Source organism: Saprospiraceae bacterium (assembly GCA_016717265.1).
Classification (GTDB): domain Bacteria; phylum Bacteroidota; class Bacteroidia; order Chitinophagales; family Saprospiraceae; genus Vicinibacter.
The window spans coordinates 3,381,367-3,405,492 of record JADKFX010000001.1 but is presented as its reverse complement, the minus strand read 5'-3'; the positions used below and the strand labels follow the sequence as shown (position 1 = coordinate 3,405,492).

General features: G+C 33.5%; 20 protein-coding genes and 2 tRNA genes. 13 read left to right on the top strand and 9 right to left on the bottom strand.

Annotation, left to right across the window (positions count from 1 at the left end):
- Positions 1 to 7 precede the first annotated feature (7 nt).
- Entirely contained in the window at positions 8 to 256 is a 249-nt protein-coding gene (iscX, locus tag IPO86_13405; GenBank protein ID MBK9729101.1) for a Fe-S cluster assembly protein IscX, read from the bottom strand.
- 14 nt (positions 257 to 270) lie between these two features.
- Positions 271 to 612 (bottom strand): 2Fe-2S iron-sulfur cluster binding domain-containing protein, encoded by a 342-nt coding sequence (locus IPO86_13400; protein ID MBK9729100.1) that lies wholly within the window; start codon positions 610 to 612, stop codon positions 271 to 273.
- 143 nt (positions 613 to 755) lie between these two features.
- Between IPO86_13400 and IPO86_13395 the strand changes: the two genes are divergently transcribed.
- Positions 756 to 3,386: an AAA family ATPase gene (locus IPO86_13395; GenBank protein MBK9729099.1), complete on the top strand. Its 2,631-nt coding sequence runs from the start codon at positions 756 to 758 to the stop codon at positions 3,384 to 3,386.
- A gap of 177 nt (positions 3,387 to 3,563) precedes the next feature.
- Here the strand turns inward: IPO86_13395 and IPO86_13390 are convergent, their stop codons facing one another.
- Positions 3,564 to 4,376 carry a class I SAM-dependent methyltransferase gene (locus tag IPO86_13390; GenBank protein MBK9729098.1) on the bottom strand — a complete coding sequence of 271 codons (813 nt, stop codon included), beginning with the start codon at positions 4,374 to 4,376 and terminating at the stop codon, positions 3,564 to 3,566.
- A 115-nt stretch (positions 4,377 to 4,491) separates the two neighbouring features.
- On the opposite strand from IPO86_13390, the gene IPO86_13385 reads away from it, so the two are divergent.
- A complete protein-coding gene (locus IPO86_13385; GenBank protein ID MBK9729097.1) occupies positions 4,492 to 7,257 on the top strand; it encodes a CRTAC1 family protein in 2,766 nt (921 codons plus the stop codon).
- Positions 7,258 to 7,409: 152 nt separating this feature from the next.
- On the opposite strand, the gene IPO86_13380 is transcribed toward IPO86_13385, so the two are convergent.
- Both IPO86_13380 and IPO86_13375 read right to left on the bottom strand, forming a co-directional pair.
- Positions 7,410 to 7,483: transfer RNA gene (locus tag IPO86_13380), tRNA-His, on the bottom strand.
- A gap of 300 nt (positions 7,484 to 7,783) precedes the next feature.
- On the bottom strand, positions 7,784 to 8,557 hold the full coding sequence (locus IPO86_13375) for a phosphopeptide-binding protein (GenBank protein MBK9729096.1): 774 nt from the start codon (positions 8,555 to 8,557) through the stop codon (positions 7,784 to 7,786).
- A gap of 245 nt (positions 8,558 to 8,802) precedes the next feature.
- Between IPO86_13375 and IPO86_13370 the strand changes: the two genes are divergently transcribed.
- A tRNA-Ser gene (locus IPO86_13370) sits at positions 8,803 to 8,887 on the top strand.
- A gap of 312 nt (positions 8,888 to 9,199) precedes the next feature.
- On the opposite strand, the gene IPO86_13365 is transcribed toward IPO86_13370, so the two are convergent.
- Both IPO86_13365 and IPO86_13360 read right to left on the bottom strand, forming a co-directional pair.
- Entirely contained in the window at positions 9,200 to 10,009 is an 810-nt protein-coding gene (locus tag IPO86_13365) for a hypothetical protein (GenBank protein ID MBK9729095.1), read from the bottom strand.
- Between the two features lie 14 nt (positions 10,010 to 10,023).
- The gene (locus IPO86_13360; protein MBK9729094.1) at positions 10,024 to 10,599 is read right to left on the bottom strand and encodes a hypothetical protein; all 576 of its coding nucleotides are present in this window, start codon (positions 10,597 to 10,599) and stop codon (positions 10,024 to 10,026) included.
- Positions 10,600 to 10,895: 296 nt separating this feature from the next.
- Here IPO86_13360 and IPO86_13355 point away from each other — a divergent pair, with 296 nt between their 5' ends.
- From IPO86_13355 to IPO86_13320, 8 genes are all read left to right on the top strand, one after another.
- Complete coding sequence (locus IPO86_13355) at positions 10,896 to 11,540, top strand: aquaporin (protein ID MBK9729093.1); 645 nt, start codon at positions 10,896 to 10,898, stop codon at positions 11,538 to 11,540.
- Between the two features lie 511 nt (positions 11,541 to 12,051).
- Entirely contained in the window at positions 12,052 to 12,408 is a 357-nt protein-coding gene (locus tag IPO86_13350; GenBank protein ID MBK9729092.1) for a hypothetical protein, read from the top strand.
- 32 nt (positions 12,409 to 12,440) lie between these two features.
- Complete coding sequence (locus tag IPO86_13345; GenBank protein MBK9729091.1) at positions 12,441 to 13,163, top strand: hypothetical protein; 723 nt, start codon at positions 12,441 to 12,443, stop codon at positions 13,161 to 13,163.
- 114 nt (positions 13,164 to 13,277) lie between these two features.
- Complete coding sequence (locus tag IPO86_13340; GenBank protein MBK9729090.1) at positions 13,278 to 13,475, top strand: hypothetical protein; 198 nt, start codon at positions 13,278 to 13,280, stop codon at positions 13,473 to 13,475.
- Positions 13,476 to 13,678: 203 nt separating this feature from the next.
- Positions 13,679 to 14,203: an archaeosortase/exosortase family protein gene (locus IPO86_13335; GenBank protein MBK9729089.1), complete on the top strand. Its 525-nt coding sequence runs from the start codon at positions 13,679 to 13,681 to the stop codon at positions 14,201 to 14,203.
- Between the two features lies 1 nt (position 14,204).
- On the top strand, positions 14,205 to 14,861 hold the full coding sequence (locus IPO86_13330) for a hypothetical protein (GenBank protein ID MBK9729088.1): 657 nt from the start codon (positions 14,205 to 14,207) through the stop codon (positions 14,859 to 14,861).
- Positions 14,858 to 15,430, top strand: a complete 573-nt coding sequence (locus IPO86_13325) for a hypothetical protein (GenBank protein ID MBK9729087.1) — start codon at positions 14,858 to 14,860, stop codon at positions 15,428 to 15,430. Before IPO86_13330 ends, IPO86_13325 begins: the two co-directional genes overlap by 4 nt.
- 361 nt (positions 15,431 to 15,791) lie before the next feature.
- Entirely contained in the window at positions 15,792 to 19,817 is a 4,026-nt protein-coding gene (locus tag IPO86_13320; GenBank protein ID MBK9729086.1) for a S8 family serine peptidase, read from the top strand.
- 363 nt (positions 19,818 to 20,180) lie between these two features.
- Here the strand turns inward: IPO86_13320 and IPO86_13315 are convergent, their stop codons facing one another.
- Together IPO86_13315 and IPO86_13310 are read right to left on the bottom strand one after the other, a co-directional pair.
- Entirely contained in the window at positions 20,181 to 20,528 is a 348-nt protein-coding gene (locus IPO86_13315) for a 4Fe-4S dicluster domain-containing protein (protein ID MBK9729085.1), read from the bottom strand.
- A gap of 186 nt (positions 20,529 to 20,714) precedes the next feature.
- On the bottom strand, positions 20,715 to 22,259 hold the full coding sequence (locus IPO86_13310; protein ID MBK9729084.1) for an acyl-CoA carboxylase subunit beta: 1,545 nt from the start codon (positions 22,257 to 22,259) through the stop codon (positions 20,715 to 20,717).
- A 159-nt stretch (positions 22,260 to 22,418) separates the two neighbouring features.
- On the opposite strand from IPO86_13310, the gene IPO86_13305 reads away from it, so the two are divergent.
- Positions 22,419 to 23,015, top strand: coding sequence for a hypothetical protein (locus tag IPO86_13305; GenBank protein MBK9729083.1), 597 nt, complete (start codon positions 22,419 to 22,421; stop codon positions 23,013 to 23,015).
- A 462-nt stretch (positions 23,016 to 23,477) separates the two neighbouring features.
- Positions 23,478 to 24,119 (top strand): hypothetical protein, encoded by a 642-nt coding sequence (locus IPO86_13300; protein ID MBK9729082.1) that lies wholly within the window; start codon positions 23,478 to 23,480, stop codon positions 24,117 to 24,119.
- The last annotated feature ends 7 nt before the right edge of the window (positions 24,120 to 24,126 follow it).

The following is a 24,126-nucleotide window of genomic DNA, read 5'->3' as shown; positions in this document are numbered from 1 at the left end:
CCTAAAATTAGGAATTATTATCCCTCCATTCATATACCCATTTTGCTTGAATTTGTTCCAAATGGGCTTCATTGCATGCTTCGCGTTTACCTTCAAAGTGAGGGATTTCTAAAATCCATTCAATCAATTCTGTAAAGCGAAGGCGATAGATTTTCCCTTCTGTAAATTCAGGGCCAAATCGTTCATATAAAGCCATTGCAACATCTTCATGATCCTTCCAGCTAATAGGTAAATTTTCTATATCTTTAAATGGCATAAGAAAAGGGGTTCTTAATGTTCGTGACCAATAATCCTTTTTTGATCGGGTACCTCAATCGTTATTTCAGCAGATTCATCCAATATAATACACTGACACGCTAAACGGGATTCAAGTCTTGGATTTATAGCGCGGTCTATAAAGTCTTCTTCTTTATCAGACAAGGGCTCTAAAAAGGAATCTCCTGCGTCTATATAAATATGACAAGTGGAACAAGCACATACACCTCCACAGTTGTGATTTAAATGCACATCCAATGCCTCCGCTATTTCTAAAATTGATTTATCTTGCGCATCAAGCACTGCTGTCTTTTCGGGAATCCCCGGATCTTCAAATTTAAAAATGAACTTAGCCATATTCGTATTCAATCAAGCAAACAATTAATGGGATCTAATGTTCAATTTCGATGATTTCCTTCTGGCGAATAAATAAATGTTAAAAATGAAGGAGTTTAGTTGTTTATTTATATATTTAAACTTCAAAAGCAGGATTTAAAGACATGGAAGAGAATATAAAGTTACCAGAGACTAAAAAATTCAAATTCAAGGAATTGAAAGTCTATGCTTCCACAGAGTGGTTGGCTGATAATAAGAAAAAATACAGACAAGTTTTTGACCGATTTGATACTTCCTATATCTATGTTGAACTTTCATTTATTAATAAATACTTTGATAAGGAATCTTGGGAAACAGATATTGAGCTCAAATGCTATAGCTTGATTAAAACTAAAAAGGAAGTTTGCAATCTAAGTTTTCGTCGGAAAATTTCTAAATTTGATCATACGGTTTATATCCGGGAAGGTTGGGGTAATAAAAAAGAAGGCTCGTTCTGGAAAAAAGGTACTTATTATTGGGAAGCCTGGATGGATGGTGAAAAAATTGGCAGCAAATATTTTTATATTGAAGATCCTGGAATGAGTAAATCTGATGGATTAGTTCCATATCTGGAATTGCAATCGTTAAAACTTTATGAAGGCCCTTTTGAAGATGTTTTGCAGGATGAAAGGCAATATGTAAAAACATTTCATGGGGAAGAAACCCGGTATGTATATGCAGAATTGGTTTTAAATAATAAATGTGTTCAAGCCAATTGGCAGTGTGAATTATTCATTAAATTTCTGAATGAAGCCCGGGAATTAAAAGGCCAGGTTACACGATTGGTGGCAGTTAGAAAGGAAGATGAAAAAATTTATATAACGGCTGGATGGGGATCTAATGTAAAAGGAAGTTGGTGGGAAGGATTGTATACAGTTGAAATCATTTTTTTGGAACATCTACTTGCCGTAATGCCCTTTGAAATTGGCTTTGATTTTGAAGTAGGGATTGCACCCATTACCTTACCGCACGCTTCAGATCCAATAGTTTTACCTGGACATGAAGTAGATTCCACAAAATTAGAAGATGTACTTTTTGAATTAAATCAACTCATAGGACTTCAAGAAATAAAACGCAAAGTAAGCGAACATGCACAGTATGTAAAGTTTTTACAATTGCGACAAGAAAAAGGAATAAAGGAAGAAGAAAAGCTTTCCTTACATTCTGTTTTTTATGGTAATCCTGGTACCGGTAAGACCACGATTGCAAAAATGATGGGCAAGCTTTATAAAAAAATGGGCGTCCTTTCTAAAGGTCATGTTTATGAAGCGGATCGAGCAGAATTGGTCGGTGAGTATATTGGACAAACCGCACCTAAAGTAAAAGAAGTAATTGAAAAAGCAAGAGGTGGTGTACTTTTTATTGATGAAGCTTATGCGCTTGCTAGAACCAATGACGATAGTAAGGATTTTGGGAGAGAAGTTATAGAAATTCTAGTAAAGGAACTATCGAATGGTCCGGGTGATCTGGCTGTCATCATGGCAGGATATCCAAAAGAAATGAAGTATTTTTTGGATTCTAACCCAGGATTAAAATCAAGGATAAAATTGTATTTTGAATTTCCGGATTATCTTCCTCAGGAGTTATATGAAATTGCACATTTTGCAATGCAAAAAAAAGCTGTCAAATTTCGGGAGAATGCTACAGCAGAATTGCATCACTTAATTTTAGAAGCTTATAGGAATCGGGACAATACTTTTGGGAATGCGCGTTTAGTATTTGATTTGGTAGAAAAAGCTAAAATAAATTTAGGAATCCGGGTAATGTCTAATACCGCTCCCCAGGATCTTGATTTAGAATCTTTAAGCCAGGTTTCATTAGAAGATGTTGAAAAAATTGAAATGGAAATGGTCCATACAAAACCATTAATTCCCATTGACCATGAATTATTAAGTACCGCACTTTCAGAATTAGACGCATTGATTGGTATCGATAATGTCAAAAAGGAAATCAAAGAATTAGTTAAAATTGTTCAGTTTGCAAAAAAATCTGGAAAAGAAGTACTTAACCAACATTATTTGCACACTGTTTTTCTTGGAAATCCAGGTACCGGAAAAAGTACGGTAGCCCGAATTATTGCAAAATTCTATAAAGCTTTAGGAATCCTGGAACGGGGCCATATGGTGGAAACAGACCGCCAGGGATTAGTGGCTGGTTATATTGGTCAATCAGCCATCAAAACTGCGGAAAAAATTGAAGAGGCAATGGGCGGTGTTTTATTTATTGATGAAGCGTATTCATTGACAGCAGGGGGTAATCAACATGCAGATTATGGTAGTGAAGTGATTCAAACTTTATTAAAAAGAATGGAAGATCAACGAGGTCAGTTTTTCGTATTTGTGGCTGGTTATACTGAACCAATGGAATACTTTTTAAAGTCAAATCCCGGTTTAAATAGCAGATTTGATAAAATTTTAAAATTTGAGGATTATTCAGAAGAAGAATTATTTATGATTGCTTTAAAAATGTTTTCAGATATTAAGCTACATATGAGTGAAGCAGCTGAAACGCATTTAAGATCTTATCTCGCGTATTTGTATAATTCAAAGGATAAGTTTTTTGGAAACGCTCGGGTAATTCGTTCTATATGTGAGGAGATTATCAGGTTCCAGAATATTAGACTTTCCAATTTAACAGAAAGTGAATTAAGTAAGACAAATCAATCGATCGTTGAATTAGAAGATGTACATTCATTTGTACCGGGTAAAGATCGACGAGATATTTTTAATCGCCCAAGATTAGGCTTTATGAAATAAAAATTTTGAAAAGCAGAAATCAGAATTTAGTAAGAATTTACAAGGCTTTGATTTAATCAAAAAAATAGACAACGCCAAGGGACCAATTCAACACGGATTTTTTATTTTTTTGGAATTGAATTTAAATTTTTAAAATGATTTCCAAGAATTCGAAACATTTGCAATCTCTTGAAAATGTTAGTATAATCCAATTTTCCAAGGTTTATATTTATGATCGATATAAACATAATTTCCTTTTGTGATTTTGCGATTCTTGAATAGAAATCCCCAACGCATAGTTTCCAAACTGCATTGAACCGATTGTTCTTTGATAATTTCTTTCCAGGCTTTATACATCCCTTTTGACCAATGTATATCGTCAAGAATGATGATGGCGTTTTCTGTACTTTGACTTAAAAATTCACGGGTATAATATAATGTGGATTCATAATGGTGATGACCATCTAAAAAAAATAAATCAAAATCCTGGAGATTCGATTCTTTCAGGTAAGTATAAAAATCTGAATGTAAACATTTGCAATTTGGAAGGTCTATTTTTGAAAATTGTGAATTGCAAAACGCACTTAAAAATGAATTTCCTTCAACGCTTATTAAATTCGATTTTTTATGGGCTAAGGCAAGGCTTATTGCACTCGTTCCCATACAGGTGCCAAACTCAAGTATGTTTTGCGGTTGTAAAAATATGGATATACGGTACAGCGTTTCATAATCAGTCAACGAATGCCCAGCCTTTTTATTAAACTCAGAAATACGATATCCGTTTTGCTGATTCTGAATTGAAAAGCTATCCGACGGAATGATGGTTTCATTTCTATCTAGGGCAGTATGGATTTTATACAATATATCAAAATCATAATAGACTCTTTTAGTATCAAAAACAAATTGAATAAAATTATAAAGGAACGTTGGATGCATTGAAAAGATCGTGTTCGCTTTAATATAGTATTCTAAGTAAATTTTAATGCGTTCTAAATATCGAAGACAGATCATTAACGTATATATATATTAATTTTTAATATATTTGCAGTTGGATATGGTCAAAGATAATTTATATAAAAGAATATTATTGCTATTGTTCCTGGTTTTAGCCACAGAATTTAATTCTTTGAACTGTCAAGATCACTGGAATGAATTAGCCGTAGGTCGAGATTTTTTTAGTGGAATTCCAGTTTCATGTGCCGATGTTAATGGAGATGCAATAGATGATTTGTTAATCCTCGATCAAGGGAAAAAACTTTGGCTTGGACTTAATAATGGATTTGGATATTTTTTATGGGAGGCCTTACCATATCATGAGCTTTCGCCGGCCTGGTCTGTAAATGTGGCAGACATCGACAGGAATGGATTTAATGACATCCTTATAAGTGGCGAAAACACACGCGGAAATATACTTTACCAATTTCAAAATGGTTTTGTGGCAGAACTATTCGATGCGGGTTTTTTTCTTTCACAAGCCGCTTGCATTTTTGATATTGATCAGGATGGTTGGTTAGATTTTACACTCTGTGATGATAATAGTGCCACTAGAATTTATCGGAATAATCAGCTAGGTAAACTTTACAGAGATACATCAATACTAAATTTAAACCTTCCGGATTTGTCAAAGACAGGAGGAAATTATGGCTGTATATGGTCAGATTTTGATTGGGATGGCGATCCCGACTTATATATTTCAAAATGCAGACCTGGAGTTACGGATCCAACAGATTTGCGTAGGGTAAATTTATTTTATTTAAAAGATTCAACACAATGGATTGAAAAGGCAAAAGATCTGGGATTAAATATCGGAGATCAAAGTTGGATATCCGTTTTTGAAGATTTTGATAATGATGGAGCATTGGATGTTTTTGTGCTTAACCATTATACGCCTTCCAGATTATTTAAACAAAAATCAGATCATACATTCGAAGATATAACAAACGCATCAGGTTTGAATTCAAATGCAATTTCAATACAAGCAATGGCCATGGATTTTGATAATGATGGAGATATAGATATTTTGTTGGTTGGTACAGCGGTAGAACTTTGGGTGAATGAAGGGAATATGAAATTTGTAAAATCACCGCTTACAATTGGCGATAAGCCTTTTACTAGCTGTGCTTCCGGTGATTATAATAGGGATGGTTGGTTGGATCTGTATGTTACCTATTCAGATTTATTAAATACCCCCAATAATCAAAAAGATAAAATCTGGCTGAATCCTGGGGGACTCCAACACTATGTAAAATTTAGTTTTCAGGGTACCCGTTCAAACACCAATGGCATTGGAACAAAAATAAAATTGTATGCTAATAATACACTTCAAGTCCGAGAATTACATGCTGGAGAATCTTTTGGAATACAAAACAGTTTGAATCTTCAATTTGGCTTAAACCAAGCTACAAACATAGATAGCATTATCGTGTTTTGGCCATCTGGCAGCATAAATCGATTTTATAATTTGAATTCTAATGCACATTATTTGGTATCTGAAAATAATTGTTTGGTTAATTTTAATCTTACATCACCAACTATAGAAATTCCATTTTGCAATTCCATTGACACCTTCTTAATTGCAAATACAAATCTCCATAATATTTATTGGAATTCAGGTTTAAAGGATTCCATTTTGGCGGTAAAAAAAGAAGGCATTTATTATTACAAAGCTTACGATCAGAATACTTGTCCGGTTATTTCCAATCCGTATTCTTTCGTATTGAACCCAAAGCAAAAGCCTAAGCTAAATATCCAATATTCAAAAATTCTCTGTGAGGGAGAATACCTTGAATTAACAGCAAATCCGGCTGACAAATTACAATGGTCTTCTGGAGAATTTACTTCGAAAATTCAAATATCAAAGCCAGGAAATTATTTTGCAATCCGACAAGGTTATTGTGAATTAGAATCTTCGGATACTTTGAATGTGGGTATTTATAAAATTCCGAATACACCCATCATTAAGCCGGATACTTTATATTTTAAAAGAGAGGCCATTTTACAATCTAAGGATACTAATCTTTATTGGTATAATGAACCAACAGCAATCGTTCCAGCATATGTTGGTCCTATTTATAAAACAGATACAATCCGAAACTCAAGATCATTTTGGGTAGAACAATTTGAAACACACTCTTATCCAATTTCACGAGGAGGTCTAACAAATCCACAATATACTGCTGTTCCTTATCATGCAAATTTTATTAATAATCAAATGCTTTTTAATGTCTATAAGCCAATTGAATTTGATTCTGTAACCCTATTTACCGATGATCCTGGTGAACGCATTATTCAAGTATTCGACAATTTTGGCAAGTTAATTGGTCAAAAGTCTGTAGATCTTATAAAAGGCAAAAATCAAGTGTATTTGGGTTTTCATTTGGAACCTAGCAATGCATTATATACACTGACTACAGATGTTGATAAGAATATTTTAAGCCTTGGCGTGAAAAGTCCAAAATTATACCGAAGTGATATTGGTTTTATTTATCCTTTCTTTATTGAAGATAAAGTCCGGATTCTGAGTTCTGATAAAGGGGATAGTTATTACTACTATTTTTATGATTGGATTATACGGGATGCAGATGCAATTTGTGTAAGCGAACGTGTTGAAGTGCCTGTGGTATTAATCCCATCAAGTACTCAAGATGAAAAAAATGACATCAAATTGGTGAATTATAATAATGGAAGAGCATTTATGATACAATCACCGCTTGCAGATGATTTCAATATTGAACTTTTAAGTATAGAGGGTAAAGTAATTCAGAAATTTCAAAAAATTAAAAAACAAGTGATCTTTGAATTTTCTGTTGATTTACCGGGATTATATTTGATTTCGATCAAGTCGGAAGACCATTCCAATAAATTTAATTATAAATGGTATTTTAGGAATTAGGTCTGATTACTGGCTGAACATTTAACTATGTTTTCCTAAATAATTATCTGAAACAATTCACCTTATCAATAATATTAACCCAATTATTGTAATCAAATTTTTCGGTCAAGATATTAAAACAAAAAAGCCCCACAATTTGTGAGGCTTTAAAGGGTGGATGATGGGTTTCGAACCCACGACCCTCAGAACCACAATCTGATGCTCTAACCAACTGAGCTACAACCACCATATTGATTTAAAAGGGAAGGCAAAGATAGATTTTTTATAGAAATTGAGATACTTCCATGATAATTTCTATAAAATTGCTTTAGACGCATGCTCATGAAGGCTTTATTTAGCTTATTTGACAGCATTATGGCCTCTGATTTTAAACCATCTAGTCTGTTAATAAGCTTGTTACACCTATCGGATTTGGCTTTTCCATTAATAAAAACCATAGTTCTGAATCCTTTTCTACTTCTTTATGCAAGAATACGAGTGCTAAGTATTACGGATCCTTTAAAATTTAGCCTGTGAGATTTGAAATCTATTTTCCAGGCTCTGCTTGCAATGTAAAACTGCGTTCTACTGGGTTTAATGGGGTATTTACGAGGGCTCCGGTACTATCTATAAGACTCAATTTAATTTTGTTTTCACCCATTGGCAGTCCTTCCAAATAATAAGCTTGCCAGGTATCTATTAAAAATTCTTTTCCATTCACTTCAGCCTTAACTTTGTATTGAGCCCCTAACTGACAATTTGAAAGATAAAAGTCCAACATAATTTTTTTGGTATCATTGCCCACATAAGCTCCTTTAGGTCGGGAATAAAACAACATAGGATCAGTTACGGGTTGCAATTTTTTAAAAGTACTGTCCATTATTTCAGCCTTAACAAGCACAGCGGCTTTTGGATTTTTAATACTTTCATGATATGAACGAGATAAAAAGGCAAGTATAAAGTGGCTTCCATCCTCAATTTTATAGTGAAATTCAGCTTCATACTTTGCTTCATATGGCTTATTATCAATGATTAAGTGAATATGTTGGCCTTTATCTGAATTTGCACACATCTTTTGTGGAGCATCCGGTGTCTGTTGACCTAATTGGTAATTCCCTTGTACAGAAAATTTAAACATCCCTTTTTGGTAATCCATACTGCTAATGGTTGCATCTGCAAATTCCAATGAAGGTTCAAAAGCCGACAAAGTGACTTCAACAGGCTTGGTTTGCGTTGAAACATTTGTTTCTATTTTTGATTTACAAGAAGATAAAGCACATAAAAGAATTACAAATCCTGGAATTAAAAAAGAATTTTTCATTTAATACTAATTTTGTTAAAACCTTAAAGTTATTGCTTTTTATAGATGAACCGATCATTTTAGCATCCATTTATATAATGTTGACATATATTTAGCATTACAAATGATGGTTTTAAGGCTTTTTATAAATCCTTATTTGCTGGATTTTGAACCTTCTTAATAGTTCTTTAGGTATTATTGCAGCAATTCGGACAAGAATTTTATCTTTGCAGCGCTTTTAAAATTTAACTGATAGTAGCAGGATTGGAGGAATGGCAGAGCGGTTTAACGCGGCGGTCTTGAAAACCGTTGACTGTAACAGGTCCGGGGGTTCGAATCCCTCTTCCTCCGCTCCATTTAATGACACTTTTAAAAGCATAGTCTTTGACTTTTGTCAGTTTTCGGTGACCATGTTCACGACTTAGTTTAATTTACAAAAATTTAGGGATATCTATAGTAAACAAGATGATAGGTTTATGATTCTTATACCTATTCCTGAGCAAAGTTTTGTCAACTTTATATATATATTAATTTTCCAATTCCGAACGGATAATTAAAGCTTGTTTTGTTCTCAATTCAGGAAGCCTTATATTGCTATTAAAAAAACTCAGATTTATAAATATGAAAATGGGTGGAATTTGATAGTACTTATTTTTCGGATTTTTAGTCTTTATAATAATATGCAATTTCCTGATCATGAATTTCAAAGTAACAATTACTTGCCTGATCTCGTTGAGCAGTAATCGCTACAAATTCTAAAATTTCAGCGCGGTTTTCTAAAGCTTGTTTGGTTTCTGCTTCCCAGGTAGCTTCTGACGGAATCATTATATAAACCATACAAGGTGAAGCACCCATATCATATTCAAAAGATATCCTTATATCTCCATCTACATAGGTCACTGTGCCCGCTCTACCGGTACTTTTATATTCTAGTTTTCGTTGAAATTTTCGAACTAATTTATCAATTGCATTATTTCGAAAGTCAATGTCATCCATTATAGGATTTCCAAAGCCATCTTGGTAGCGTTTTCGATCATTTATAGATTCCTTTATGAGATTATTGTCAGGCTTAATTTCAATGTTATCATTTTCAGATTTCGGAACTTCATGGGTTGCGTATTTTTCAAAATCTATGGTATGTTGATTTCCCGTATTGTGATCAATAATGATATTAAAATTACCTGGTGGGATAAAAGAGCTATCAATAATTATTTGGATACTTCCACTTAATTTATCGGGTACTTGAAATTGATCAATACTCGACTGATTTTCTTTTTGAAGGATTCTAAAGGATCCATATTGCATTCCTGGATTTGGTAACCAAATCAATAATTGCTGGCAATCTGGGTAATGTACAAATTGGACGTTTGAACTATCCATTTCTTTAAAATCAAAGTGTGATTTTGTGGATTGTTCGGTACTTTTTATATTTGAAATACTTCGTATTTCCAGAACTCCAAAATACTGATCCATGTTAATTTTTTAGCTTAATTAGATTCTGTCTTTTCAGGAATAAGTTTGGAATTAAACTGGTAAATTTCTGATTTTTTACCCTCGTTTATATCGTCTGATTGTAAAGTCAGAATATTATTTTTCAATTCACTTTCTAATAAGTAATTTCCTTCAGCATTGTCATAAAAGACTTCTTCAGCATGGATCATCTTTCCTTGTTTATCATAGGTACATAACCAAATTATATTTTCATTTTCATACGCTCTTGCGATTAACGCCAGGAAAAAGCTATCGGAGGTTCCAATACTATCTATAAAATGATAGTTATATTGAGTATCATAAAATGCATCAATTTCTAGTATTTTCCAATTTGAAATTTCTGTAGCATTTAGGGTTTTCATTTTCATTAGCCCATCATTTTTGATCAAATCATTGTATTGAAGCGAAAATTTTTTTAGTTGCAAGGAAGGTGGAAGTGAATTCGTCAATACTACGGTATCAATTTGTAGCGGTGTCTTAGGGATTTCTAATGATGCTTGTTTATCCTTGCAAGCAAAGGGCAAACAGAAAACAAACAAACAAATTAGATAGGAGAATTTGCGGACTTTCATGGGTATTATTTTTTCTCAATAATAGTGAATTGATTCCAAAAGCAATAAATTATTTATTGAATTGCTAAAAGTGGTGGACAAATTACAATTTCAAATGGTATTGCGATGTCTGAATTAATATTTTAAAAGTTTATTTTTTTAAATACAAAATTTGATTGGTTAGAAATTGGTGCGTTTCAACAGCAGGAGTAAAATTTGACTAAACAAAGTTTGAATTTATGAACTCTTCGTAAAATCTAAATCGTAATATTGCATTTAATATTTGAGATTTATAATCTTTATTAACAAGAAATAGAATGAATAAATATTTAGCAGAAATCCTGGGCACGTTCGCATTGGTATTTTGTGGAACCGGGGCCATTATTATTAATCAACAGACCCAGGGAGCTATTTCACAAGTTGGTATTGCGTTTAGTTTTGGTTTGATTGTGATGGTAATGATTTATACCTTCGGAAATATATCTGGTGCACATTTGAATCCTGCTGTTACGATTGCATTTGCACTTGCAAAAAAATTTGATCGAAAAGAACTTGTTCCATATATTTTGAGTCAGATACTAGGTGCATTTTTGGCCAGTTTTATATTGCAGTATTTATTTCCAACGAATAATGCAATGCTCGGTGCTACCATTCCTTTGGGGACTGCAATGCAATCTTTTATTTTAGAATTTATTTTAAGCTATTTTTTAATGCTTGTAATTGTGAATGTTTCAACAGGCAGCAAAGAACAGGGGATGTTTGCAGGATTAGCAATAGGCGCTATGGTATTATTAGAAGCTATGTTTGCCGGACCCATTTGTGGTGCCAGTATGAATCCAGCCAGATCCTTAGCACCGGCTATTGTGAGTGGACATTCAGAATACTTATGGGTATATTTAATAGCAACAACACTTGGAGCTGCCTGTGCAATTCCTACCTGGAAGATTTTGTATCGGCAATAATTTTTTATAAACGCCAATTTCAAAAAATTTAGAAGTCAGACAGAAAGAAGGGAACTGATAAAATGCAATAATAAGGTAGCGAACATTTAAGAAGTGTTTGAAAGTGAATAGTTTATATAAATGCATTCTATTTTAAAATCGTGGTGTAATTCTATAGGTAAAATTTGTTTCGATTTAATATTTCTAATAATTAGGCTCAACAGGTGTGCATCTTATACATTATAATTTCTATTAATATAAAAAATACCATTTTGATTTGATAGAAATCATAAGATTCTTTCTACTTTTGCCATTGCCTAAGGGCATTGTATGCCCAAGCTCAACCAAAGCTTAAACCATATATCATAGTGCTAGCAGGGTAAGATTTGGTAAAGCATTAGGTAGTTTTTATTAATACCAATCCAACTGTGAATGATGTATCTCAGCACAATGGTTGCTTTATTGTCCTTCCGGATTGTATTGGTTACTCACTTAATTCTTATTTTATTACATAATTTTTTAAACCAATACCATGAATAATTTGTATAAATTGCTCGCGTTTTTGTGTCTGGTTTTTGTAACCAGCTCAATCAATGCACAATCCATTACAGCTTCTGTAACGCGTGATGGACTTATCCAGGTAGATGAAACTCAACCTTGGCAAGACGAGTATGTTATTGACATCTCCGGATTGAATGTTGTTTCTTATGCTCAGGCATCTCAGTTTTTTCAAAAATATGTTTCAACTTTTGGATCATACGGTCAATTTGCTTTTGACGTATCTGGTAAAAAAGTGTACATGAAAATCCAAAGAGAGAACAGTGTTCATATTGGAAACTTGAGCCCTAAGAGCTTGAATAATGCACTTAGAATTATTTACTCAAGATAATTTATTCTTAAATTTTAAATTAGTCAATAATCATGAAAAAATTAACATTTAGTATCATAGCCACTTTGTTGGTAACAGTTTCTGCTTTCTCAATAGGAGGCGGCGGTGGAGGTGGAATTCAATTTCCAATGCGTTCAGCTTTTAATCAGGCTAAGCCTGCGGCATATCCTTGTGCAACCGGTTTCCAAACATTTGCTACAAATACAAATATAGTAGGTGCAAACGGAAATGGTCTTAGAGGTACTTGTCCTTCACCAAATAATTGTACAAGTACATTTGCAGGACGTGCAGAAGCATTGCGTTTTAAAAATACAGCTTTAGAGCCAGCTTGTGTTACTATTAAAACTACAGTTGTAACAACAAATGCTCAACAACTTTGCTTTTCGGTTGACGCTCCTTATACAGCAAACATGACTTGTGCAGGTTCTGCTGGAAGAAATTTTAATGACACAGGTGGATTTTTCGCTTGGTTCCTTGATAACTATGACAAAAATGTACCAGCGTGTACTGATTTTGATATCGTTTATTGGGGTTTCAACGGTGCATCTAGTGCATATGATCTTACCGTTACAAACACAACAGCTCCAGGCTTAATCGCTTGTTCTGGTGCAGAATGTAAAAAATTATTGACAATTGGTGGTACTCCAGTACCTACAATGACTCAGTGGGGATTATTCTTATTCGGTTTAATCATTTTGACATTTGCATCTGTTGCTCTTTATAACTTTACACAAAGAGCTTCTGTAAAACAATAATATTTCTTTTCGAAGATATTTTAAAGGGTCTCCAATTCGGAGACCCTTTTTTTATGCCTTTCACCGCAATAAACCGTTTACTTTGTAATTTTGCAGGCTTTAATCCAAAAACAAATGATGCAGTTTCCATTTAATAGGCCAACATTCGACAAAGCTTTCCTCATTGCTTGTGGACTTGCAATAGTCGGTTGGATACTCATCTACCTTATCTGGGGTGAATACACACCTGCAGATATAGTTTGTATGATTGTGACGGTGCCAATTTTAGCATACTTTATCCATGTGCTATTATTGTTTAATCAAAGAAATTGATTGGTAAAAAGAAATGGCTATTCCCTAAACAGTGCAGAATCTTAGACTGTTTAAAGAGTATTGTTTGGCTGCAAATAAATTGTATAAGCGATCGTTTAATTTGCATTCAATGAAATTTTTTGAAAATGGATTTCAGCAATTTATAAATAAAACAATTTTATTAAAAAAGCTAAGATTAAAAAAACGTAATTTAAATTAATAAAATGGCAGCAATTGCAATTTGGTGGAATTCAAAATCGCCGATTTTTAGATTCTTAAGTGCGTTTATAGCCTTGATGCTAGTTTTTTATATATTCTATTACTCTCCAATTTATGAAAACTATCTCATGAATTCAATTCTAAGAATTCAGGCAAAGCTTTCAAATGGGATCTTAAACATTCTTGGATACGATACAGAATCTAATGAAGATATTATTGCAGGGATTGATTTTAGAGTAAGTATTAAGAATGGTTGTGATGGCATTGAAGCAACCGCATTATACGTTTTTGCTATCCTGGCATTTCCATTTGTAAGTCTAAAGCAAAAAACAAAAGGTTTGATTTCTGGTGTGCTCACCTTGTCAATTCTAAACTTATTTCGGATTGCCGGATTATATATTGCCGGTGTGCATTGGAAAGTAGGTTTTGAATTCCTGCATTTACATGGAGGGGTGATTATTTTTACCTTAATTGCAATTCTGCTTTGGCTCATTTGGTTATCACAAATTAAAAAATATGTAGTTCAATAAAATGAAAGATATCTTTAAGTTTATTGGAATTATTATCGCAACCTATGCAGTGATTATGCTTTTGCTTAATGTGTCTTTTCTCGAAAAGCCATTTAATTCGATTTTTAGACAATCGCTTGAATCTATCGTAAAACTGTCTTTTCCAGATGCATATATTGAAACACAAGATTTTTTAAATGCAAAGCAAAAATCAGATCCTAATGTCTTTTATCTTGTCTATGGAAATCCTGAAGTAATTAAAGCGGAAGCAGACTATGCCGCAAAGCAAAATTTATCTGAATATAAGATTTCTAGTTATTCTTCTCAGTTCTATATTTTTCAACTCTTTACAGTACCCTTGGTATTTTTAATCTCTATATTTGTAGCTACTCCCATTCCATTTAATAAGAAGTTTATTAATTTAGGATTTAGTATTTTATGCTTTTTAGTATTTATTTATTTTAAAAGTTATTTATTGACATTATTTTCAATTTCAAATTCACAAATTGGCATTTATCAATTGAATGATTCCAGCATGGCAATGTTATCAAGAATTATTTCAGCATTGACCCTGGGACTTAGTATTATATTGATATTTTGTATTTGGTTGATTTTTGGATTTCGCAATTCAGTTTTTTATTCGCAATTCAATTTGTACTTAAAACGTTTTAATAAATGATCTATAATGTTGTTGCATCTTTATGCTTGATTTTGTTTTTTTCTTGTTCCAGTTCAAAAATTGCCTGGACAGATTTGAAGGCTTCAGATTGTTCTAAATATGCATACGGCCGAATAGAAGCTAAACGACTTCTTTCTGAAGCCGAGAAATCAGATTTATTATTGAAGGGACTCCATATTCAAGAATTTATTTTTGAAAATCAATATTTAGGTAGTTGGGAACTAAAAAAATGGCCTGGAAAAAATCTTGAAAAATCGGCTATCCAATCCCTCATTAAGTTTATGCCACAAGAAAAATTGGCTTCCGGCATGTTGCTTTCTGATTTATCAAAACTTGCAGAATCTCCAGGAGAAAGTATGGTCCTAATTCAGGCTATTTCTACCATAGACCTAAATGAATTAAAGCAATTTGGTACCTTGGTTTTTAACAGAGATCATTTCTATCGCATGATCGTTCCGCACCAGCAACTCATTTCATTGCTGGAATTTCCATGTCTTCGTTTGTTAAGTATTGTGAAAGAAACCTACGAACCGGATGTGAATAGAATGGACCTGAAAATTGATAAATAAGTATTAGTCTACTAAAATATTAGCATTTTCGGTTGTCAATGAATCTGCTAAAATGACCTGTTACAGCCCATTTCTGTTTCCAAATTAATCCAGCTAACCCTTTGATTAAAACTTTTTTAATGTTCCTAGCCTTGCTGCGAATATACGTTTGAATGGAGTGAACCAATTCAAACTTTGAAAACATAAAGTAATTGTTTCCAGGAGCTTTAAACACTTTTAGTATTGTTTAATTTATAATGGAACATGCTATATCCACGCAATATTATTTTACAATTGTTAAATTTAAGATCAGCTCGTTTAGAACTACTATCTTTATATTTCTATTAAATATTTATTGCCTTATTTCAATTTAAATTAGAAAATGAAAACAGTTTGGACCATTTTATTAAGTTTTAGTGTGTTTTGTATTTCAGCACAACGGCAAACAACATTCCAGGCACACAATGGCAGCCATCTGGAAGCGCAAATGCCAATTTCCATAAAGCAATTCGTCCTATCAGAACTTATCAATAATCAGTACTACAGACTTGTGAAATCAGATCATTTACTTTCTGAAAGTGAAAAATTAAATTTGGCAAAACAAGGAATTGAAATTTTGGAATACATTCCAAATTTTTACTATTTGGTTTCAATTCGTAAAGATGCTACTACAATTGAATCCGACAATCCGGTTTTTTCAATGGTGTATGAAATAAACAGTAACATAAAACTTGCAGAAAATCTTCTTTTCGGACAAACCTGCTTCCAGGAGCATGGAAAAAATAAAATAGTTCTTAAATACTTTAAAAACATTGATCAGATTTTCATCCTGGAGGCTTTAAAGGGCGCTTCGTTAACAAGTGAAAGATTCTACCCAACAAATCAAATCGTTTATCTCAGCTTAACTAATGCAGAAATTCAAAGGCTTGCCACGATGCCTTGGGTTCAATTCATGGATTGTGAATCTGCTCCCGGCATACCAGAGGATCGGGAAGGACAAAGTCTACACCGTGTAAATCTGGTTAAATCAAATATTAAAGAAGGAATCAACCTAAGCGGTAAAGGTGTTAAAGTCATGGTGCGCGATGATGGTTCTGTAGGACCTCATATTGATTTTCAAGGGAGAATTCAACAAGATATTCTAAATGAAATTGGCGATCATGGGGATGGTGTTGCTGGCATTCTTACCGGAGCTGGAAATTATGATCCGATTGTCGAAGGTATGGCGCCCGGTGCAGATCTATATGTTATCAATTACCAACCAGATTTTTTGGACAAAACATTATCATATCATCAAAATGATGGGGTAGTCGTCACAAATTCATCTTATAGTAATGGCTGTAACGTAGGTTATACCATTGAAGCGCAGGTTGTTGATAAGCAAATTTATGAAAACCCGACCCTATTACATGTTTTTTCAGCAGGGAATTCAAATGGAGCAGATTGTGGCTACGGAGCAGGTAATCAATGGGGAAATGTAACTGGCGGACATAAGATTGGAAAAAATGTACTTACGGTAGCAAATCTTGATTTAGAAGGAAAATTGGAAATAAGTTCTAGTCGGGGACCTGCAAAAGATGGTCGGATGAAACCTGAAATAGCAGCAAGGGGTACCAATGAACTTTCCACAGCTCCTGGAAATGGAACCTTGGTTTTTGGCGGAACCTCGGCCGCTGCGCCTGGGGTAGCGGGTGTTTGCGCATTGCTTTATGAAGCATATAAAAATAAACACAATGATCAGAATCCAGAATCCGCCTTGATTAAAGCAACTATTATGAATACCGCTACAGATATCGGTAGTCCAGGCCCTGATTACCAGTTTGGCTTTGGTGTGATAGATGCCTATAGAGCCTACAAACTAATAAATGACCAACGCTATCAAAAACAAACTATAAATCATGGTCAAGAACAAGAATATACCATCAATATTCCAGTGGGAAGTCCATTAGCTAAAATTATGATCTATTGGGCAGAACCGGAAGCTTCATTATTATCAAAAAAAGCATTAATTAATGATTTAGATCTTGAAGTAATAGATCCTACGGGCAGTATTTTAAAAACCTGGGCATTAGATCCAACACCCGATCAAACGAGTTTAGCTGCCGGCGCTTCAAAAGGCATCGATACCTTAAATAATGTCGAGCAAGTCTCCATTTCGTATCCAATTGCGGGGGCCTATAAAGTTAAAATAAAAGGTAAATTTCTTCCTTCAAATTCAGTTTCTTTTTACCTCTTATATGAAATTGAAGATAAAATTCTACGTCTTAGTTATCCTATTGGAGGAGAAAAATTTAATATTACAGAATTAAGTCAGGTACACTATACCAGCTATGGCGCCGATAGTGTTCAAATTAATTTTTCGACAGATGCAGGAAAAACTTGGAATACATTGGCAACGCAAGCACCGGAATCTAGATTAAAAACAATCTATATTCCGAATAATCTGAATTCAGATTCTTGCCTGATCGAGTTAGTGCAAGGAAATCTTACAGAACGCAGCGGATATTTTACAATCACGAATGGTGTACAAGCTTTCCGTATCAGTAAATATTGTCCAAATGAAATTGAATTAAGTTGGAATGGTTCTACAAAAGATAGTTTTTTAATTTATCAATTAGGTGCCAAATATATGGCAGCCATTGGAAGCACAAATCAAACCGCTATTCGTTTGCCAAATGAAGATCCGAGAATTAAAAAATGGTTTTCTATTGCAGCTTATGAAAAAACTGCCTTGAGCAGGAGAGAATATGCAATTAGTACACCCGATACTCTTGTCGGATGTGCATTCACCAGAGATCTCGGTATTGCATTATCTTCTAAAAGCAAAACGGATTATTTCAGTTGTAATGATCTTTTTGTGAAACCTATATTTTATATCATTAATCGCACCAATAAAATATTGAGCGGATTTACAATTAAAGCACAGAGTAAATCTGGAATTGTTTCTCAGCAATTTACAGAAAGTGTTGAACCTTTTGATACCACCTCCGTAGAATTTTCAAATGGAATTGTCGTTGAAAATTTTGGTGTTAAAGTATTAACAGCTTGGTTGGATTTTAATCAAGATCAAAATCCATATAATGATACTGTTTTTATTCCGATTCAAATTCTGGAGTTGCCAGAAAAATTGGGAACGTATCCAATGATAGAAAATTTTGGAAATTCTTCAATTCCATCAAATTGGATTCAAAGAAATGAATTAGATAATTCTAAATGGAGTATTGCAAATGTAAAAGGTAAAAATGGTTTCAATGGAAACGTTGCATACTTTACAAATCAAAATACGAACTTTAGAACCCAATCCATACAATTGATTTCAAAAACTGCAGATTTAACAAATGCAGTCGAACCTTATTTATATTTTGATTTTGCACATCATAATTTTGCAGGAAGTTCCTTTCTAGACAGCATCCGAATTCGTGTGAAGCAAGTTTGTGGAAATGATTTTAAAGAAACTACCTTCCTTTCCGGTGCTTCCTTTGAATTGAAAACAGTGGACACAACTAGAAATCAAAATTGGTTACCAACAGATTCATCTTGGTATTGGCTGGCTTATAATTTGTCTGCATTTAAAGGAACGAAAGTTGTTGTTGAGTTTGAAATTGTTCGTGGATTAAACAATCGAACGTTTTTAGACAATGTAGAGATCCGTGAAAAATTGCCATTAACGGCAAATGCAGATTTTAATATTTCACCGAATCCTGGTTGTTATGCAAAGCAAATCACCTTTAATGATAGTTCTGATATTAACGGAACACAGTATATATGGGATCTCGATGCCGGTGGCAATCCAAGAACATTTTTTGGTAAAGGACCTTTCACTTGCAGGTACACAATTTCTGGTAAGAAACGCGTCGTATTAAAGGTGAAATCAGAAACAAATAATGACGCCATTATAATTAAAGAATTGCCATTATCCGTGGCTGCATCTGCAGGATATTCATTTAATATTGTCAGTGGTCGCATGGTAGCATTTAAAAATACTTCTGTAAATGGAGATCGCTATTTATGGGATTTTGGTGATGGTACAAATTCTACTGAATTTAGTCCGGTACACACATTTGATTCTGCAAAAATTTACAAAGTAAAATTAAGCGTTATAAATCCTTGTGGAACGTATTCGAGAACTGTAAATGTTGATTTGACATTGACGGCATCAGATGATCTAATTTCAAATAATAATATTTTAATATTTCCAAATCCAGTAAAGGATCTATTAATTCTAAAAAGTGAAGAGCTTATTACACTTTATAGAATCCTGTCAACCGATGGTAAAATAGTGTTGGAAATTAGAAATTCAAATAGCAAAGAAATTCAAATTCCAATGCAAAAGATGCAGCCTGGAATATATACAATTCAAGTATTGACAAAAAATTATTCAAGTATTCAGAAAATAGAAAAAATTTAAAATTTCAGGATAGCAATTTTGTGAATTTAAATTTGATTCAAATTTTTTTTTTCTGTTCTGGTTAATTTAATTTTTGAACGGTAATATTATTGTAACTGGATTTAATTGTAATAAGAATCTAAATGGTAGTTTATAATTTAAATAGTTTCAGTATGAATTCTTTCGACATACTTGTGAAGGATACTGGTGTCTATAGACTTTAAAATAGTTTACAGAAATTTTAATTGAGTATTCCTAAAAGGATCTATTGAATAGCTCAGAAAATTTGAAATGATATTGCTGAAAGCATGTTGCTTTTAAAACCTGTTTAATGGTTCTTTGTTTTTATAACCGGAAAGCAATTGATTTAGGAGTGCATTAAACTCAATGATGCAATGTATTTTGTCTAGCAGATAATTTATCATTCGATTCTCTGCGATCAGGATCTGGAACACAACAATCTACCGGACAAACAGCTGCGCATTGAGGTTCTTCGTGAAAGCCAACACATTCTGTACATTTATCGGGTACAATAAAATAATATTCATTACTTACCGGACTCAATTTAGATTGGACGTCGACTTCTGTGCCATCTTCCAAAATATAGGTTCCTGTTAATTTCGTTCCTTCCGCCATGGCCCATTCGATTCCACCTTCATAAATCGCATTATTTGGGCATTCTGGTTCGCAGGCACCACAATTGATGCATTCGTCGGTAATTATAATTGCCATAGCCTTCCTTTCTTAAATTGGTATAATAACAACATTTATTGTATAGAGTTTTGATAAAAACTTTGTTTTTTGATGAATTGTAATAAGTGGTTATGATGTATGAACATTTTAAGAAAATTATTTGAATCACTTATTGTCGAATATTTTATTTACAGAAAGAGATTGTGAACTCTTAATCCAATTAAATTACAATGGAATATTGCCATGTTTTTTCTTTGGAAGATTATCTACTTTGTTTTCAAGACTAGCAAACGCTTTGATTAATTTGATTCTGGTAAATGAAGGATCTATTACTTCATCGATAAACCCTCTTGCTGCTGCATGATATGGATTTGCAAATTTATCAGCATACGCTGCTTCTTTTTCAAGTAAGGCTTTCATAGGATCTGAAGCCGATTCTATTTCTTTTTTAAAAATTATTTCAATAGCACCTTTTGCACCCATAACGGCAATTTCTGCACTTGGCCAGGCAAAATTAAAATCAGCGCCAATGTGTTTACTATTCATTACATCATAGGCACCACCATAGGCCTTTCTTGTGATTACTGTAATTCTTGGTACAGTGGCTTCACTAAATGCATATAATAATTTTGCACCATTACTGATGACTCCATTCCATTCCTGATCTGTACCTGGTAAAAATCCTGGAACATCTACAAAGATTAAAAGTGGTATATTAAAACAATCACAAAACCGAACAAACCGAGCTGCTTTTTTAGAAGCATTTACATCCAGACAACCTGCTAACACCATCGGTTGATTGCTGATGATTCCAATACTTCTACCTGCAAGTCGTCCAAATCCGACAATAATATTTTCTGCATAGTCCTCCTGAATTTCAAAAAAACTATTGCTGTCTATAGTTTCAATAATTACAGTTTTAATATCATAGGGTTGTGTTGCAATTTCTGGAATTATAGTGGAGAGTGCAGGTCTTAATTCGTTTGCTATAATATATTCTTGCTTTGGTGTTTTTTCTTCACAATTTTGAGGAATATAGGATAGTAATGTTTTAATTTTTAGAATACAGTCTGCATCATTGTTGGCGGTAATTTGGTTGATCCCGGATTTCGTCGCATGGGTATGTGCTCCGCCTAAACTTTCTGAAGTAACTTCTTCATTGGTTACAGTTTTTACAACATTTGGACCTGTGACAAACATATAACTGCTTTGTTCGACCATCAAAATGAAATCCGTTATTGCAGGCGAATAAACAGCGCCCCCAGCACAAGGTCCCATAATTGCTGATATTTGAGGAATGACTCCGGATGCTCTTACATTTCGATAAAATATATCGGCATACCCAGCTAAAGAACGTACACCTTCTTGTATCCGGGCACCGCCAGAATCATTCAAACCGATTACAGGTGCACCCGTTTTAAGAGCCATATCCATAAGTCGGCAAATTTTCTCTGCATGTGTTTCAGAGAGCGATCCACCAAAAACCGTAAAGTCTTGTGCAAAAACATAAATTAATCGGAGGTTTACAGTACCATAACCCGTAACAACCCCATCACCAAAATAGAGTTGTTCCTCCATTCCGAAATCTGAAGTGCGATGTGTAACTAGCATCCCAAGTTCTTCGAAACTCCCCGGATCACAAAGCAGTTCAATGCGTTCCCGTGCAGTTAATTTCTTTTTTGAATGCTGAGAATGGATTCTTTTTAACCCACCTCCTAGCTGAGCATCTTCTTTTTTTTGATTTAGAAGTTCTAATTTTTTTTGCTGCATAATTGGCAAAGTTAGTGTTCCAGATTTAAAAGTGAATATTGAAATGAGAATTAGGCTTTTAATCAATGCTATCAAAGCAGTACATCTGAACATCCAATATAATTATCTTCAAAATTCGAATAGGCATTACTTTTGCGGACATTATTTAAACTATAGACTATGAATTGCAGGTTCCAATGTTATGCTTATGTATTCATGTGCTTACTTAATTTAGGTTTGTTGGCTTGTAAAAGCACGGGCAAACAAAATGTCAACGAACCAGTTAAACCTGCTCAAACTTTAGTAATCCCGGAAAAATCTGAAGAAGATTTGAAGAAAGAACAGACTTCTCGAGATATTATGGCACAGATCCTTGAGAATTTGAAAAAGAAACCCGAATACAGTTCTTTTTCTGCAGTTGTAGATCATTTTAAAGAAAGACATTTATTTGTAAATGCTGAAAATCAGGGATATCTGATTTTGGCCGTTAAGAATAGTGCAATCGGCGAGTTGCCGGAATATTTGCAAAAGAACTTGCAGGAAATGGCACCTACCAATGAAGCCTATCAGTTGAAATTTCTGTTGCACCATATATTGATAGATCCAAGAAAAAAGTATGTTGGAATGAGTTATCGGAGTTTGTTGGCAGACGAAGTAGAAGTTCTGGAAGCCCGCAATATTTTGAAACTTAAAAACACTTCTATGCGAATATTATCGACTGAAAAAATCTCAGAAGATTTAAAAATTATGCATTTGGATACGGTGATTTACAGATAAATTATAGAATGGTAAACCTTACTTTTTATAATTTTTGCCATTTCTAGGCAAATGCTTTTAATGTGATTTTGAAAAATTGAGTTTCAAAAAGTTACAATATCTATTTACAGATTAAATTTATTTAATATACATAAAGGATGATAAAAAAACATCTTACATTCTTCATGTTTTTTATATATGACTATGATTAAGCTCCCATTAATAAATAGTTAAAATTAGACATTATTATTTTTTGTTATTTGTATTTACTTTATAATTCAAGATGATACATGTTATTAAAAAAAAAATATAAAAATATTTTACTTTTTTTAACTACCGTATTATCTCATTTCTATATTTGCAAGGTATTAATCGGGGGAACGAAGACTCCGGTGACGAAGCAATTATTTGTAAACTATTGGTTTTCTGTTAGATAGTCGTACTATCCAGGGGGCTTTTAGTGTGCAAAAAACCAAACCAAGAATGAAAAGACGCAATCTGCATGAAGCAATTCATATGTCGTGGTGCAAACCATGGACAGTTTGCGCTGTTATTTTCTCCTTATGCTTTGTTTCGTTTTCTTGTAGAAATGAAACCAACCCAGCCTTAAAAACTTCTACTACAAACCAGGATTCAATTCCTCAACGACTTAGATCACAAGCAAAAGCTGTGCCAAGTGAAGTCATTGCTTCTGATGAAGTCCTAAAAGAACAATACAAAAATATTATAGCGGCTGTTAAAGCCAAACCAGCATACTCTTTGTTTGCTGAATTTTTAGAACGCGGAAACTATATGACTGTGTTTATGAGACCTGGTCAATTTGAATATACCTTGTTGGTACCTTCAGATGTAGCATTGAAGACTTTAGACAATGCAAAGTTTTCGCAATTGATTTATCCTGAATTAACAACCCAGGAAAATCTTAATTTTCTATTTAAACATGTCGGATTCGGATTTTCAGATCCAAATATTAAATCTCCTGTCCGGATGATGAATGGAAAATCGGTAGTATTAGATGAAGCAAAAAATATTTTGGTAATTGATGGTAAAAAACAGACTTATGACGAAGAAGTCAGTTTGAAGCCTTCAACAAAATTGTATTTTATTAATAATTTATTGGATTAAACGAATT

Excerpts from the sequence above, each read along its gene's own strand:
- IPO86_13345 (MBK9729091.1), top strand. The coding sequence starts at position 12,441 with ATGAAAAAATTAACATTTAGTATCATAGCCACTTTGTTGGTAACAGTT.
- IPO86_13325 (MBK9729087.1), top strand. The coding sequence starts at position 14,858 with ATGATCTATAATGTTGTTGCATCTTTATGCTTGATTTTGTTTTTTTCT.
- IPO86_13315 (MBK9729085.1), bottom strand. The coding sequence starts at position 20,528 with ATGGCAATTATAATTACCGACGAATGCATCAATTGTGGTGCCTGCGAA.
- IPO86_13305 (MBK9729083.1), top strand. The coding sequence starts at position 22,419 with ATGAATTGCAGGTTCCAATGTTATGCTTATGTATTCATGTGCTTACTT.
- IPO86_13365 (MBK9729095.1), bottom strand. The coding sequence starts at position 10,009 with ATGGATCAGTATTTTGGAGTTCTGGAAATACGAAGTATTTCAAATATA.
- IPO86_13300 (MBK9729082.1), top strand. The coding sequence starts at position 23,478 with ATGAAAAGACGCAATCTGCATGAAGCAATTCATATGTCGTGGTGCAAA.
- IPO86_13335 (MBK9729089.1), top strand. The coding sequence starts at position 13,679 with ATGGCAGCAATTGCAATTTGGTGGAATTCAAAATCGCCGATTTTTAGA.
- IPO86_13340 (MBK9729090.1), top strand. The coding sequence starts at position 13,278 with ATGATGCAGTTTCCATTTAATAGGCCAACATTCGACAAAGCTTTCCTC.
- IPO86_13310 (MBK9729084.1), bottom strand. The coding sequence starts at position 22,259 with ATGCAGCAAAAAAAATTAGAACTTCTAAATCAAAAAAAAGAAGATGCT.
- iscX (MBK9729101.1), bottom strand. The coding sequence starts at position 256 with ATGCCATTTAAAGATATAGAAAATTTACCTATTAGCTGGAAGGATCAT.
- IPO86_13390 (MBK9729098.1), bottom strand. The coding sequence starts at position 4,376 with ATGATCTGTCTTCGATATTTAGAACGCATTAAAATTTACTTAGAATAC.
- IPO86_13330 (MBK9729088.1), top strand. The coding sequence starts at position 14,205 with ATGAAAGATATCTTTAAGTTTATTGGAATTATTATCGCAACCTATGCA.
- IPO86_13400 (MBK9729100.1), bottom strand. The coding sequence starts at position 612 with ATGGCTAAGTTCATTTTTAAATTTGAAGATCCGGGGATTCCCGAAAAG.
- IPO86_13355 (MBK9729093.1), top strand. The coding sequence starts at position 10,896 with ATGAATAAATATTTAGCAGAAATCCTGGGCACGTTCGCATTGGTATTT.
- IPO86_13350 (MBK9729092.1), top strand. The coding sequence starts at position 12,052 with ATGAATAATTTGTATAAATTGCTCGCGTTTTTGTGTCTGGTTTTTGTA.
- IPO86_13375 (MBK9729096.1), bottom strand. The coding sequence starts at position 8,557 with ATGAAAAATTCTTTTTTAATTCCAGGATTTGTAATTCTTTTATGTGCT.
- IPO86_13320 (MBK9729086.1), top strand. The coding sequence starts at position 15,792 with ATGAAAACAGTTTGGACCATTTTATTAAGTTTTAGTGTGTTTTGTATT.
- IPO86_13395 (MBK9729099.1), top strand. The coding sequence starts at position 756 with ATGGAAGAGAATATAAAGTTACCAGAGACTAAAAAATTCAAATTCAAG.
- IPO86_13360 (MBK9729094.1), bottom strand. The coding sequence starts at position 10,599 with ATGAAAGTCCGCAAATTCTCCTATCTAATTTGTTTGTTTGTTTTCTGT.